Here is a 14,175-nt window from a genome sequence, read left to right on the forward strand (position 1 = left end):
TCGCTTTTATCAACAAGGTATGCGGGCTGCAACCCTGATTCGGTCTATCTCCTAGGCCTCTTTGTCACCCCCCCAGGTCCGCAGTACCTTTAATCTGGTTAAACTCAAATCGTCGATCGTAATCTGTTACACCATAAAGATTAAAACTAATGGTTGGTTTATCTCCGAGTGCTTCCACATGATGAATCGCATCTGGCATGAAGCACAAAACGTCACCAGGGGCTATCAAAATATCTCCTACTGTTGTGATTTGATCTGGAAACTTGCGAGTTGGCGATCGCTGCCAAAAAGTATTTTTCTCCTGTCCATCAAGTAGCGCCACCAGTCCCCAACTGGCATGATTATGAATCGGAGAAACTGCACCCGGAACCCAAGCGACCAACTGCACGGTCAGAGGAAAAAATGGTTCATCATACAGTGTTTGTACGGCCCAGCCTGTCTCAGAGTCAGGCTCAAGGAGAGCAATTTGAAACCAGGAGGAACTATCTAACAACCTGCGGACAAGGGGACAAATTGCCTGGAGTCGTAAATAATCATCACTTATTTGCTCTAATACATCTTCCAAGTCAGTTAAAAAGCGGTAAAGTCGGTAGGGATTGGTCAAATCTTCAATTTGACTTGTAGCCTCACAAACATGGCACTGCCCATCATCAGTCACTAACCAATTTTTTCCTGTCATCGTTGCTCAACTCGCGGTTAAATTACTGCACTACTAAAATATAGTCAGGTTTAATCTCCACTCTATAAAACATTCCTTGCAACTAGATGATCTGTTCATAAGGCACAGATAAATTTTAGCTGAAGAACCACGTAAATCAATGGATATGGCAATCCCAAACGAAATTTTGCTGACCAATTAGTAACTGCTCATGGTTTTATCCAAAATCCATCTGCTCTTCATCTTACACTCATATTTCTAGAATCAAATGCAGTTAATCTCAATTCATAGAGGCAGCCGGATTGAGACTCAAAAAGTTTTCTACTATCCCTCTTGTACATAAACCCTAGATTTTGGAGGTTGAATATGCGTAAACCAGCATTATGGCTCAGCTTATGTCTAAGTAGTTTGGTGCTTACATTATCGCTTGTGACTGCAACGACACTCAACACCTCTGCTACACCTAATAATGCGATCGCGCAAACCAATCCCTGCGCGTCCAAAAACCCCTGCGCGTCCAAAAATCCCTGCGCGTCAAAGCAAGGAAACGTAGGAGGTCCACTAGCGAAACAATTGCAAGGAAAGCCTGTTGTGGTTGACATTTATGCAAGCTGGTGTGCTGGCTGCAAAAACATTGCCCCTACCATTTCCCAACTGAAACAGCAATATGCAGGAAAAGTGCATTTTGTCGTGCTAGATATGACAGATAAATCAACCATTTCTAAAGCAGAGGCGACAGCGAAACAGTTAGGACTCAGCCAATTTTTAGCGGCAAATAAGTCTCAAACGGGAAGTCTAACCATCATCGACCCTGCCACAGGAAATATTCTAGCGCAGCATCGTAACAATCCTAACAAATCTACCTATACAACCGTGCTGGATCAGGCGCTTGCCAAAAAATAGCTGGTTTCAGATTCTCGGTAATACCAAGTTTTTATGAGGCTGCACATATCCCGATTCCCCTTAACTCGCCTTAATAAAGGGGGGACAATAGCGTACTCAAAGTCCGCCTTATTAAGGGGAATTTAGAGGGGCATAGGGATAGGTGCAACTTCACATGAAATTGGTATAAGCAGATTAAATATTTATTTCAGGAGAAACCCATGACAAATCTTGAAAAGCCTCAGTCCCAAACCAAAACCCCCAAAGTTTTCAAATTTCCGAATAGATGGTTATTTTGGGGTGGATTGGTAGTCCTGAGCTTAGTGCTTGCATTGGTCATCACAGGCCCCATTTCTCAGGCGATTGAACATCTAATTTCGGTAACTGAAAACCGCTATCAGCAATGGTTTATTCAGCAAGATACAGCCAACCCACTGATGTTGTTTTCCCTGGCGTTTATCGGTGGTTTAATCGCCAGCATTTCACCATGTATTCTGGCAATGTTACCCGTTAATTTGAGCTACATTGGTACTCGTAATATCACTTCCAAGGGAGATGCTTTCGTTAAAGCCAGTTTATTTGTGTTGGGAGTTATGACAATTCTCAGCTTTTTCGGGCTGGCATCTTCCTTTGCCGGGGCTGTGATGGTTGATTACCGGGGGTACATCAACATTGTTGTAGGAACCATCATTTTTATCATGGGTTTGAGCTTGCTAGGAATTGTGAAGTTGCCTTTACCAGGAGTCAATATAAATGCTTCAAATTTGGGACCATATGGGGTAGGATTGACATTTGGTTTGGTGAGTTCTCCCTGTGCCAGCCCGGTTTTATTTGCTGTACTGGCAGCGGCAGCGGCGACTGGTTCACAATTGCTAGGAACCTTGACCATGATCTGTTATGCTCTGGGATATACAATCATCATCTTTCTTGCCAGTCTATTGACAGGTTTTGCCAAGCAAGCTAAGACTTTGATGCAGCATTCCGAGTCAATTCTCCGATTTGGCAGTATCGCTCTAATTCTGACAGGTTTGTATTACATAATTGAGGGTACTCGCTGGTTCTTGTAAGATTTGTGAAGGCTTTTAAGTAAGTACGCCCACCTAAAAAAAGAATACTCTGAACCGCTGATCTGGAAATTAGACACATGAAACTAAAATATATTAGCACGATCGCCATTGCCACCATTCTCGGTTTGGTAACAACTAATTTTAGCTACGCCAATTCCAAGGCTTCCACAAACTTAAACTCTACAACCGTTTCATCCAAGGTTGCACAATCCAATCCTTGCGCCGGTAAAGCCAATCCTTGCGCGAGTAAAGAAAATCCTTGCGCGAGTAAAGAAAATCCTTGCGCGGGTAAAGCCAATCCTTGTGCTGGTAAAAGCAGCACAACAACCCTTCATCCTCAATTCTACACCGAAAACGGTGTGGCTCTTGATGGTCAGGATGTCGTAGCCTATTTCACCCAAAGCAAATTAGTTATGGGAGTTAGCCAATTTAAACATAATTGGGGTGGAACAACTTGGATGTTTGCTAGTGCAGCAAACCGTGATATGTTTGCCAACAATCCTGAAAAGTATGCTCCTCAATACGGTGGATATTGCGCCCAGGGTACCAGTGAAGGAAATCTTGTTGTCACCCAGCCTGACGCCTGGAAAATCGTTAATGGGAAGCTTTATCTCAACTACGATAAAACAGTACAAGCACAATGGATGGGGGATATTCCTGGTCACATTTTTTCAGGAAACAAAAATTGGCCGGCTATTCTGAATAACAAAGAACTGTTGCGCTAAGCTCAAAGTGATGAAGGCAATTAGTCGGCGCTAACTGCCACTTAGATTATCACCAGCAGTTTTCATTTCCCTGAGAAGAAGGTAATTGTAATTGCGTAATTGCGTAATTGAGAAAGCTGTACCTCACCCAATTGACAATTGCTATATTTTCTGATTTATCAACATTTCCGGTGAGTTACCCTTGATAAAGCGTGTTTGTAGTCAGGACTTCAGTTATCTCTAGGCAGATGAACAATTACTATGAGTCCTGACTACAAAATTACTGTGGTTAGATGGCCGGATATGATATTATGTATGGCAAAAACCGGGTTGATGAAGCCAACCCTCCTCAACAAAAAGGTTATTTATGGAATTTAAAGATTTTCTGGGTTTGCTGCATCCTATTTTAGCTGTAGCGATTGTTTTTCCTATGCTTGGTGTTGTTCTCAATATGGGGTGGCAAACCATGCAGCGTCGGAAGCAAATTGCGATCGACACCAAGAGCAAAATTCCACCTGTAGTCGGTCCAGAACACGTCAAAGCAGGTCGAATTCTGTCAGGTTCTGTGGTAGGAGTGACGTTGTTGGGTCTCGCCTACCCGATTTTTGAGCATATTTTGAGCAAGGATGTTTGGAGCAAAAACTCGTTTCAGGTCATTTTCATTGTGCTGATGTTTGTTGCAACGATCGCCTCTTTGGTGATGCTTTATCGAGCTACACCCGCTTTATGGCGTGGCATATTCGCAACGCTAACAGGTACTGGTTTGGTGATTCTTGGCACTCAAGATGGCGTTTATCGGCGAACCAATGAATGGTATTGGTCTCACTACTACATTGGCATCACCGCTGCGCTAATTATGGTTTTTTCCCTTGCCATCATTGAAGACATTTACAAAGACCGCTCAAATCGCTGGCGCACTATCCATGTGATATTGAACTCGATCGCTGTGCTGCTCTTTCTGGGACAGGGAATGACCGGAACCAGGGATTTATTAGAAATTCCTTTGAACTGGCAGAAACCCTATATTTATACCTGTGATTTCGCCAATAAAACCTGCCCAAAGCCGTGAGCGATGGCCTTATCGATATTCAAGTCTAAAATTAGGAGAAATTAGAGCCGGCGGGACACCCCACAAGGAATTTCATGTATTGTGGAACAGGCATCTTGCCTGTTTTGGAGATTTTATGTATTGTGGAACAGGCATCTTGCCTGTTCTTGAGATGAGAATGTTGCAATATCTGGATCACTACCAATCTGTCACCAATATTAATCATTGCGAGTCAAACCCTGAAGGCTAACTTGCAAAATCGACAAACCCAAAATCAGCAAAAACAAAACCAGCCCGATCGTACAAGCATAGCCAATTTCCAAATCCTTAAAAGCCCGTTCGTAAAGATAATAAACAACAGTCTTAGAACTATTTCGCGGCCCGCCTTGAGTCATAATATAAACTTCTTCAAAAACCTTAGTAGCAGAAATCGCCGAAATCACGGCTACCAAAACTAAATAAGGCTTCATCAGCGGCACAGTAATATCCCAGTGCTTTCCCAAACCATCAGAACCATCAATAGCAGCCGCCTCATAAAGTTCTGCCGGAATAGCTTGCAGCCCTGCCAAATAAATCACCATGTAATAACCCAATCCTTTCCAGATAGTAACCGCCATGACGCTAAAGATTGCTAACTTCGGATTAGCCAGCCAAGAAACAGGAGGCAAACCCAACAATTCCCCCAACTGATTCAGCAATCCAGTCTCAGCAAACAGCCACTTCCAAGCAATCCCAGCGACAACCATTGAAATCACCGCCGGCGTATAGTATGCTGCACGAAACCAGTTCATCCCCTTAAGTTTTTGGTTGCACAAAATCGCCATTCCCAACGGTAGAACAACTAACACAGGCACAACGCAGGTAAGATACAGCAGCGTATTCGTCAAAGTTTGCCAAAATGTACGATCGCCCCACAACCTGTTAAAATTCTTTAAACCCACCCACTGTGGCATTTGAGTTAAATCATATTCGTAATTAGTAAAACTCAAATAAAAAGCTTGCACCGCCGGCCACAAAACAGTCAAACTCAAAATAAATAAAGCCGGAAGTAAAAACAAATAAGGCGTCAAATAGCGTCGGGAAAAAGTCACAGACATAGTAATTGGTAATTGGTAACTTTACTCGTTAACAGGCTCTGCCTGGTAACGCATATCTGGAGGCTCGGCCTCCAATTTTCCTACTAACAAGCGAGGCAGAGCCTCTGGACATTGATTCCCAGGCTATGCCTGGGAACCAGTTAGAAAACTCGCATTTGTAGGGTACTATTCGGCGCACCAGCGCTGAGTCCTTGAAACGATTTCTTGTCCTCCCCTTACTAAGGGGGGTTAGGGGGGATCTAGACTTCGACCCTACAAATAATAATTATTTAACTCCCGAAAACAAACCCTGCCAGTCTCCGGGAGAACCGCCATTTTCCCCCTCTTTCACCTCAAAAGTAACGTTGCAAGCTTGAGGTTGTTCCAAAGCCTCCACGCACAATTCTGCAATATCTTCCCGACTAACTTTGCCCCTAATATTGTCTCCTTGCTCAAATATTAAAGCTTTGCCTCCCGGTTCTTCAGTCAAAGCGCAGGGTCTGACAATAGTATAAGGTATGCCGCTCGATCGCACACAATCTTCCCCTTTCAACTTCCAAGTCAAAATTCCCCCCAACATATCATTCATCCTGACTGCCGGCGGTTCTTCTTCCAAGTTAATTCCGGGGCGACCTGGGCGGGTAACTCCTGCCGAACTCACCATCACAAATCGCGGCAAAGTCTGTCCCCCATCAGCTTTAATAGATTCTAACTCCAGTTGAAAAATACCCGGTGTAAATTTCGGGTTGAGCGCGCCATCATATTCAAACTTGCTCAACATTAACTGAAAAGAAAAAATACTGCTGGCATCAAATTTAGAGCCATCTTTGACAGTTTTGGCGCGGAATACTGGAATTAACTCATCAAAAGGAACAGTGACAGTAATCCAGATATTGTAAACAGTATCAAACGAATAGCAATAGCCAATTCCATCCCATTTAGCTTCGCTGCGAACAATCAATTTGTAGCGCTTGCCGTCCCCTTTGACACGTAGTTGGATGCCGCTAAATCCTGTGAGATTAAGCGGAGGATCAAAGTTGCGGGTACGCACCGAAGCAAAGCCGCCCGAGTTGGCAGTAGAAACATTGCCTGTGAATATAGCTGTATTGTCTGTCAGCCGAATCGAACTTTCGCTGGTGCCACCCATCACGATATCGTCTAGCGCACCCCAAGTTTCTTTTAAATCTTGGCTGGGTTTTGTGAAGTCGAAAATTATTTTTTCGCCTGCTTGAATTAGCTGGCGGCGAACAGCTTGCACTAAATTATTGAGGCCTTTGTATTCGACTATTTCGGGAACATCCACAACTTCCGGCATATAAAATTTGATGCCTTGATAGTATTTTTCCCTGGTTGGGGTGTCTCCTTCTACTGGTTGAACTTTAGTGCCGGTACAGCAGATAACTGCTTCCACGCCCTCGGTTACTAGCGGTGTTAGGGTTTCTGGGAGAGTGATATCTCCTTCGACTAACTCGACATTTTTGCCGAGAATTTCTGTTGCTCTTTTGGTATCTCTGACGAGGGCTCGCACTCTATATCCCCGCTGTTGCAGCCGCTTGACAACTCGCTTTCCGACGCCGCCGGTAGCACCGGCTACCAGTATCAGTTTAGGTTGGTCTTTTTTAGTTTTGCTGCTGCTTCCAAAGAGTTGTTGCAGCCAGCTAATGCTGCCAATGAAGGGAATGACGCCGAAATAAGCCAAGGTTTTGAGAAACCGGCCGGCATCCCATTGGGCGGTTTTTTTTTCAGTCATACTAGCTTCCTCTGAATTGGCTCAAATCTACTTAGCTGCTTTTGTATTTTAATCGAATTTTCGATTTTTGAATTGGGGCGATTTCCTAGCCTTGGGGATAGCTTCGCTAGCGCGGACTTTTTTTCACTTGACAATGGGTGTGGGATGAGTTTGGCTCAAGGGAATCTCAATAATCAACTCGGTTCCCTCTCGGGGGGCTGAAATGCAAGTCAATTTGCCACCGTGTTGTTCTACCGCAATTTCGTGGCTAATGGTCAAACCTATCCCCGCACCTTTGCCCACCTGTTTTGTGGTAAAAAATGGCTCAAAAATTTTCTGGCGAACTTTTTCTTCCATGCCCCAACCGTTGTCCTTGATCCGAACTGCTACGGCTTTTTCTTCGGGACAAAGTTCAGTCACAATCCGAATTTGTCCGTACTTAACTGGCTCTTCTTTGTCCCCGCCGTGCCACGATAAATTATTGTTGACAAAGGCATCTTCGAGAGCATCAATTGCATTTGTCAGTACATTCATAAATACTTGGTTTATTTGAACTGCGTAACACTCAACCAAAGGCAGAGAGCCATATTCTTTGATGAGATGAATTGCAGGGCGATCGGGCTTCGGTTTGAGTCGGTTGCTCAAAATCAATAAAGCGCTGTCCAATCCGTCGTGAATGTCAACTGGTTTAATCTCTGCTTCGTCAATTCTAGAGAAGTTTCGCAGCGACTGAACTATCTCGCGGATGCGGTTAGCTCCTACTTTCATTGAGCCCAGCAACTTGGGTAAGTCTTCAACTATGAACTCTAATTCTACTGCTTCTATTTGTGCTTGAACTTCTGGCGAAGGCGACGGATAGTGCTGCTCGTAAAGCTGCAATAAATTGATCATTTTTTGACTATATTCATTAGCATAGCTAAGATTGCCGTAGATGAAGTTAATCGGGTTAGTGACTTCATAAGCTACCGCCGCCACCAACTGTCCCAAACTTGACATTCTTTCACTTTGCACCAATTGAGTTTGCGCCCGCTTAAGCTCGGACATCGCTGTTTTTAAATTAGCAGTTTTTTCGCGTTCTCTGGCGACTGATGCTTCTAGTGCTGTATTTAATTTTTCGAGTTTATCGACTTGACACAGCACTATATTAATCATTGCTTTTTTCAATTCCAATGCAGCGTCTATTTCGCATTGTTTCCAAGGCAACGATTTGTACCTCACATTTTCTTTCCACAGCTCGAAGGATTTCCGAGGAGACAGTTGAGGGTTGCCATCTTCATCGGTTTCAACTGGTTTGTTGGGGTTGCCCGCCCAATTTACGGTCTTAATTACTTCCGGGCGAAACCACAAAACGTATATTTTCTGAGTTGGCGATATTGCTATCGCCAAACACCCGCTGGCCGTGTCTTTAAATTCCTCAGCTTCTGGATAGCATTTGGTGAGCGAGTCTGTATAAAAAATTTCTTTATTTAAATGCTCTTGCACCCAATTAGTTAAGTATTTGAGCGCTTCTCCTTGAGGTGTTTGCCCTACTTGATAGCAATTGTCTCCAAATACTATTGCGGCTCCCTGGGCGTTGACTGCTTCTAGTAAATTATGCTGACATTTAACTAACACTTCTGACAAGTTTTCGGACGTGGATATGTCTTCAAAAATCTTGGTTTGAATGGATTTTAAGTGTAGTTTGTAGTCGTAGTCTTCGTTTCCTTCTTTTGATTGCAGTTCTAAGGACATTACTTGCCCGATAAATTCGCAGGCTGCGCGCAATTCATAGTTGAGGTGTTTTGGTGTATAGTTGTGGCAAGCAATCAATCCCCACAGTTTTTTGTCTTTGATTAATGAGATTGACATCGAAGCTGCAACGCCCATATTTTGCAAGTATTCTATGTGGATGGGAGAAACGCTTCTCAATACGCTGAAACTAAGGTTGAGGGGCTGGGTCGTGACAGCATTATTTCCTGAAACAAGGGGGACTGGTTGATAATTGATATCTGGAATTAACCTCAGCCAATTTAACGCATACAGTTGTCTGGCTTGTTTGGGAATATCTGAACTTGGGTAGTTTAATCCTAAGAAAGGACTCAGGATTTCTGCTTTGTCTTCAGCGATTACAGCGCCGTTGCCTTCGTGGTCAAATTGATAGACCATGACTCTATCAAAACCAGATATTTTTCTGACTTCTTCTACAGTTATTTGAGATAATTCCTTGAGATTTTGGGCGCTTTGAATTTTGCTGATAGTGGCTCTCACTGAATGATAAAAACTAAAAACAGAAAGATTTTCTGGGCTGGTGGCTAATTCCAACTCGACCATCAATACTTCTTCTACTCGGTGGAGGATGCAGTCAAATTCTAAATATTTACCTTTGTTTATGACAGAGAGCTTGATGGGATTAACGGTTTTTAAGTTTTCATTACACAAACAAAGCTTGAGTTTTTTTAGTTGAACTCGATTGAAGAATAAGCTCAAATTTCGACCGATCGCACTTTCCGGCTCTACTCCTAACAAATCTTGCGTATTTTCGCTGACTTGCAGTATTTCTAGTTCAGGTTCTCGTACAACAAGTAGAACCCCGTGTGGCTGAATGTGCCCCGATATGTGAATGGGTTCTCTGTCGCAGTTTGTCAAGTCCACTTCTTCGAGTGCGGGAATTGTGATTTGTAGATCCATTTTCTTTGTCTTCCGCTGTAAAATTTCGAGAGGTTCTATTGATTTGAGATTTGAGAGCAAATTGGCTTTTCCATAAAAATCTCATATTGTTCGATCGCATAATGGCTCGATCCCTTGACGGACACGGAGAATCAATCACCCGATACTCAGCGAATCAAAAATGATTTAGTCGAAAACCAGCCTGCAGTATGTGTTGATGTTTAAGCCGCCTCAGCGTTCTAGAATTTTTACCGACTTGGCTCTTCTATACTATCGCTTCCCGATGTTAATTATCATAGCAATTGTTGCCATTCTTCTAGTATGTTTAATAATTTCCCAAAACTTTAATATTTGTGGTAAAATTTTGCCTGCTGGAAAAGGGGGAGAGAAATGCGTCTCCAGAGCGGCCTACTTACTGAAATATTAAGTTAAGGTAAGGGTGACAAGATCTGAAAGTCAAGTCACGCTAAGCTCTTTAAGTATACCCAACAGGCCCGACAATTAGACTGATGATCGACTTCAATACAGTTACTGAATTTTCTCATACCTACTGCATAGCTATCTGTGCCTTTTTAGTTCCGGCAAACTTGCTGACTACTTTGCATACAGCGATTTTGATAGGACTAAACCGACCTCGAATGCAAATTTGGGCGTCTGTCGCTGTGGCCAGCCTTTGGGCTACAGCAATGATATTTCACGTTTTTACCTGGTTCGCGATCGGGGTAGTAATGCCTCCGACATACATCTTGCTAGTTATGGCAATTACTTGTCTGACAATCAATGTCTGGGCGATCGCTCATCCTGCAAGCATGATGCAATTAATTCGAGTTGCGGTATCAGTTGTTAGGGGATATTTCAGAAGGAAGAAGGATGTAGTTGTCTAAGAGAGACAGATATAGCTATCTAGCAACTCAACAAAAAATGGCAGGGGGTAATGTGAAAAAAATCAGGGAAAATATGGGTTTCAGAATAGTTTGTCGGAAAACAAATCGTGCTTCTGAGGGCTGAGTTTTCAGCGCTTATTCCGGTTCGCGATCGCGACAATCTTCTGCTTCCGGGCCGCGGGGATGGATCGTGCAGTTGAGCAGGTAGCCGCCATCGCTTCTGCCGTAATAGTAGCGGCATCCGATGCAAATTGCGGGAGGTTCGATCGTACTTTGGTAAACCGGATAATCCGCAGTCGCCAGCAGCGAAAAGTCGCGCTGCGTCTGAACATTCCCGATAATAGCGCCGGAGAATTCGACAGCTTGGCGGATGTTTTCGATCCTAGTGTAAGGCGGCAGGTAAATGTCAATACAAAGGCGTAGGCCCTGGCTATCCTGATCGTGGCGGGTAATAGTGCCTCCCAGCAAACCGACGCCCGAAGCAATAGCCGAGGAAAATTCGCTCAGGGAGGTGCAGTAACCGGAGAAAACGTGAATATGTTCGTCCGTAGTAGCTCTCACCGTCAGGCGAGTGGGAATTCGCAATCTCAGGTAAGCGTCGAGTTCGTCAAAAACCGGTTCGACGAGGGAGAGCATTTGGTTTGCGTCTTCGTGCTTGAGCCCAAAACCCTTAGAAACCTTGGACACAAGGGCTACTAAAATATCAAAAACTTCGCTTAAAAGCGATTTTAGCCTGCTATCAATGGCGATCGGACATTCTCTGAGCAGCTTTAAATAATCCTCCAAGCGATGAGCAATGCGCTGAATGCTGCTAAATCCGAGCATAGCTGCTCCCCCTTTAATCGAGTGCGAGGCTCGGATGAGCTGGTGTATTCTTTGGGGAGCTGGCACGGTATTTTGCAGATCTTGCAAGCCTTGTTCGATAATTTGGATCTGTTCTGTGGCTTCTTCGATAAAGTAGCCGATGATCCGCTGTAGTTGTTCTGGCAGCATAATTTTATTCTCCTAAAGGCAACCGAGTATTATTAGTCATTAGTCATTAGTCATTAGTCATTAGTCATTAGTCAGACATTTGAGAGTTTGGAACCAATATTTAAGCGACGAGTTATTTTTGTTTTTAAGCCCTAATTTGTTTTATTCTGACTCACGGCAAGTGTAGTGGCAATGTCGAAAACAGTTAACTCTTAACTGTTGACAGTAATTTTTTTTGCTCCGACGGTAGCGGTTGCTACCCCCAACAGCAGCACCCCAGCACCTGCGAGTACCGCCGGCGCGGGCACTTCCCCAAACAGCAAATAACCCAACCAACTCGCCCCAACCGGTTCAAACAAGATGGCAAGAGTTACCAGAGTTGGGGAAATCTGCATTACGGCCCAGTTCAAAATGGTGTGGCCGACTAACTGAGGCAAAGCGGCCGTTAACAAAATATAAAAATATACAATGTCGGGGTAATTAGTATAAGTAGTGCCGAAGGCGAAGGGGAGAGGCAGCAGTACGAGCGCAGCAATAGTATAGGCGATCGCGATATAGCCACCAATTCCCAGTCCCCGCCGCTGAGCTTCCCGCCCCAGCAGCAAATACAAGCTGACAGCCCAGGAACCAGCCAGAGCAAGGAAATCGCCAAGCAGTTGGCTGCTGCCAGCATCGGCTGCACTCGCACTTCCCAGAGCGATCGCCATTCCCCCAGTCAGGGCTATAGTAATGCCCGTGATCGACAGTTTGCTAAGTTTTTCACCGAACCAGAAGCGCGACAACAGCGCTACCCAGACAGGATTAGTGGTGACGAGGGCAGTCGAGGCGGCGATCGAAGTATAAGAAAGTGAGGTTATCCAGAGGGCAAAATGCAGGGCCAGACACAAACCCGCAGCAGCAGCATAGCGCCTAGCCCCCGGTTGCAGGGCGTTCCACTGAATTTTTCGCCAAGCCGGAAGCAGAATTAAAGCAGATAAAGTCAGACGAGAGGCCGCGAGCACCAGACTGAAACCCAAACCGCCCGCCCCCGCTGAAAAGTTAGCCAGCCGAATTAAGATTGAGGAAGTTGAGACGGCTAAAACCCCGATAATTAACACTAGGGCGATCGACCAATTAGGTGCTTGTTTCGGAAGATTCATTTTTTAGGTATTGGGCATTGTGCATTGGGCATTGGGCATTGGGAAAATTTATATAGCAATTTTCACATAATGCTGAACACTTTCTGAAGACTTTCTCTTCCCTTCTCTTCTCCTCTCTTCCTTCGTGTCCTTCGCGTCTTCGTGGTTCGTTTAAAAAAAAACCGATCGCCATTCTTAAAAAATTCCCATATCCAAGAAATATTAATGTATAGTAGGGGCAGGGCGGGTTGATAAAATTGTATATTACGGGCAATTATTGTTTGCGAACCCGCCTACAAAATTCAACATCAAACAAGTCCGAATCATCTCGTTTCCGGTTGCATCGGTATTATTCAAACAGTCAACAGTCAACAGTCAACAGTCAACAGTCAACACTCATTCCGGTTCAGCCGGAATTGATATTACAATTTATAACTATCTATGGCTCCTACAGTTTTGATTACAGGCGCTTCTCAAGGAAGCGGCAAAGCAACAGCAATTTTATTTGCAAGCAAAGGTTACGATGTAGTGATGGTGGCTCGCCAGCCAGAGAGATTGGCAGCAGCAGCGGCTCAAGTCCAGCGAGAAGGCACTTCCGCTGTAGCTATTCCGGGGGATGTCGGCGACATTCAACAAGTGCGCGCGATCGTCCAAAAAGCCCTAGATGCCTGCGGCAACATCGATGTTTTAGTTAACAATGCTGGCATTTGTCTCACGGGGGCGATCGAGCACACTACCTCTGAAGACTGGCAGCAATTAATGAATACCAATTTTTGGGGCTGCGTTAACACAATTCAAGAAATATTGCCACATTTTTTGGAACGAAAAACTGGGACAATAGTCAATGTTGGTTCCATTGGTGGCAAAATGCCTTTGCCTCAAATGACTGCTTATTGCGCCAGCAAATATGCAGTAACCGGTTTAACAGAAACTTTGCGATTGGAATTAGCGCCTCAAGGTATTCACGTTTGCGCCGTGCATCCGGGCCTGATTAACAGCGATTTTTTAGAAAGAGCTCAATTTCGCGATCGAGACGAACCCGCAGTCGAATTGCGCCGCCAGCAAATGAGCAAAATGCTGAAATCTGAGTGGGCAACTCAGCCAGAAGATATTGCTAAAGCTATCTGGGATGCTGTGAAGAATCAGCGTGCAGAAGTTACCGTCGGCCCTGCTTTTTTGGCATCGGAAGCTTATCGGTTGTTCCCCGGTTTGATGCAGTGGGCAATGGAAAAAGGCAAGTTGTGAGACTAATTAGTAATGGATAATTGGTAATTAGTAAAGTACCCAGGGCGCACCGGACAAATTATTAGTAACGCGCCTGATTCCTAGTTGAAGCTTCCCTTGAATATATACAACTAAAGAAAGAGACTGGGAAAGCGGCCCGAACACTA

General features: G+C 44.4%; 12 protein-coding genes. 6 read left to right on the forward strand and 6 right to left on the reverse strand.

From position 1 onward, the window contains the following. Positions 1-64 precede the first annotated feature (64 nt). The gene (locus Q5691_RS22290) at positions 65-679 is read right to left on the reverse strand and encodes a cupin (protein WP_333347137.1); all 615 of its coding nucleotides are present in this window, start codon (positions 677-679) and stop codon (positions 65-67) included. Between the two features lie 345 nt (positions 680-1,024). On the opposite strand from Q5691_RS22290, the gene Q5691_RS22295 reads away from it, so the two are divergent. The 4 genes from Q5691_RS22295 to Q5691_RS22310 all read left to right on the forward strand — a co-directional run bounded on the left by Q5691_RS22295 (position 1,025) and on the right by Q5691_RS22310 (position 4,380). Beyond that, the gene (locus tag Q5691_RS22295; RefSeq protein ID WP_333216076.1) at positions 1,025-1,561 is read left to right on the forward strand and encodes a thioredoxin domain-containing protein; all 537 of its coding nucleotides are present in this window, start codon (positions 1,025-1,027) and stop codon (positions 1,559-1,561) included. A 200-nt stretch (positions 1,562-1,761) separates the two neighbouring features. Next, positions 1,762-2,607 carry a cytochrome c biogenesis protein CcdA gene (locus Q5691_RS22300; RefSeq protein ID WP_333216078.1) on the forward strand — a complete coding sequence of 282 codons (846 nt, stop codon included), beginning with the start codon at positions 1,762-1,764 and terminating at the stop codon, positions 2,605-2,607. A gap of 77 nt (positions 2,608-2,684) precedes the next feature. After that, positions 2,685-3,332, forward strand: a complete 648-nt coding sequence (locus Q5691_RS22305) for a YHS domain-containing (seleno)protein (protein ID WP_333347140.1) — start codon at positions 2,685-2,687, stop codon at positions 3,330-3,332. Positions 3,333-3,678: 346 nt separating this feature from the next. Continuing rightward, a complete protein-coding gene (locus Q5691_RS22310) occupies positions 3,679-4,380 on the forward strand; it encodes a DUF4079 domain-containing protein (RefSeq protein ID WP_333311029.1) in 702 nt (233 codons plus the stop codon). A gap of 197 nt (positions 4,381-4,577) precedes the next feature. Here the strand turns inward: Q5691_RS22310 and Q5691_RS22315 are convergent, their stop codons facing one another. The 3 genes from Q5691_RS22315 to Q5691_RS22325 form a co-directional block, all read right to left on the reverse strand. Continuing rightward, positions 4,578-5,456 (reverse strand): sugar ABC transporter permease, encoded by an 879-nt coding sequence (locus Q5691_RS22315; RefSeq protein WP_333216084.1) that lies wholly within the window; start codon positions 5,454-5,456, stop codon positions 4,578-4,580. Between the two features lie 265 nt (positions 5,457-5,721). Then, the gene (locus Q5691_RS22320) at positions 5,722-7,185 is read right to left on the reverse strand and encodes a CIA30 family protein (RefSeq protein WP_333216086.1); all 1,464 of its coding nucleotides are present in this window, start codon (positions 7,183-7,185) and stop codon (positions 5,722-5,724) included. Positions 7,186-7,308: 123 nt separating this feature from the next. Beyond that, positions 7,309-9,831 (reverse strand): ATP-binding protein, encoded by a 2,523-nt coding sequence (locus Q5691_RS22325; RefSeq protein ID WP_333347143.1) that lies wholly within the window; start codon positions 9,829-9,831, stop codon positions 7,309-7,311. A gap of 488 nt (positions 9,832-10,319) precedes the next feature. Between Q5691_RS22325 and Q5691_RS22330 the strand changes: the two genes are divergently transcribed. Further along, positions 10,320-10,694 carry a hypothetical protein gene (locus Q5691_RS22330; protein ID WP_333083474.1) on the forward strand — a complete coding sequence of 125 codons (375 nt, stop codon included), beginning with the start codon at positions 10,320-10,322 and terminating at the stop codon, positions 10,692-10,694. Positions 10,695-10,829: 135 nt separating this feature from the next. On the opposite strand, the gene Q5691_RS22335 is transcribed toward Q5691_RS22330, so the two are convergent. After that, on the reverse strand, positions 10,830-11,687 hold the full coding sequence (locus tag Q5691_RS22335; protein WP_333216090.1) for an Hpt domain-containing protein: 858 nt from the start codon (positions 11,685-11,687) through the stop codon (positions 10,830-10,832). 191 nt (positions 11,688-11,878) lie between these two features. Next, a complete protein-coding gene (locus tag Q5691_RS22340) occupies positions 11,879-12,805 on the reverse strand; it encodes a DMT family transporter (RefSeq protein ID WP_333347146.1) in 927 nt (308 codons plus the stop codon). Positions 12,806-13,225: 420 nt separating this feature from the next. Here Q5691_RS22340 and Q5691_RS22345 point away from each other — a divergent pair, with 420 nt between their 5' ends. Then, a complete protein-coding gene (locus Q5691_RS22345; protein ID WP_333216094.1) occupies positions 13,226-14,029 on the forward strand; it encodes an SDR family oxidoreductase in 804 nt (267 codons plus the stop codon). Positions 14,030-14,175 lie beyond the last annotated feature (146 nt).

It is taken from the genome of Microcoleus sp. w1-18aA5, assembly GCF_036701705.1.
In the GTDB taxonomy this organism is placed as follows: domain Bacteria; phylum Cyanobacteriota; class Cyanobacteriia; order Cyanobacteriales; family Microcoleaceae; genus Microcoleus.

Coding starts and splice junctions, on each gene's coding strand:
- Q5691_RS22290 (WP_333347137.1), bottom strand. CDS start 679: ATGACAGGAAAAAATTGGTTAGTGACTGATGATGGGCAGTGCCATGTT.
- Q5691_RS22315 (WP_333216084.1), bottom strand. CDS start 5,456: ATGTCTGTGACTTTTTCCCGACGCTATTTGACGCCTTATTTGTTTTTA.
- Q5691_RS22330 (WP_333083474.1), top strand. CDS start 10,320: ATGATCGACTTCAATACAGTTACTGAATTTTCTCATACCTACTGCATA.
- Q5691_RS22305 (WP_333347140.1), top strand. CDS start 2,685: ATGAAACTAAAATATATTAGCACGATCGCCATTGCCACCATTCTCGGT.
- Q5691_RS22300 (WP_333216078.1), top strand. CDS start 1,762: ATGACAAATCTTGAAAAGCCTCAGTCCCAAACCAAAACCCCCAAAGTT.
- Q5691_RS22295 (WP_333216076.1), top strand. CDS start 1,025: ATGCGTAAACCAGCATTATGGCTCAGCTTATGTCTAAGTAGTTTGGTG.
- Q5691_RS22310 (WP_333311029.1), top strand. CDS start 3,679: ATGGAATTTAAAGATTTTCTGGGTTTGCTGCATCCTATTTTAGCTGTA.
- Q5691_RS22335 (WP_333216090.1), bottom strand. CDS start 11,687: ATGCTGCCAGAACAACTACAGCGGATCATCGGCTACTTTATCGAAGAA.
- Q5691_RS22320 (WP_333216086.1), bottom strand. CDS start 7,185: ATGACTGAAAAAAAAACCGCCCAATGGGATGCCGGCCGGTTTCTCAAA.
- Q5691_RS22340 (WP_333347146.1), bottom strand. CDS start 12,805: ATGAATCTTCCGAAACAAGCACCTAATTGGTCGATCGCCCTAGTGTTA.
- Q5691_RS22325 (WP_333347143.1), bottom strand. CDS start 9,831: ATGGATCTACAAATCACAATTCCCGCACTCGAAGAAGTGGACTTGACA.
- Q5691_RS22345 (WP_333216094.1), top strand. CDS start 13,226: ATGGCTCCTACAGTTTTGATTACAGGCGCTTCTCAAGGAAGCGGCAAA.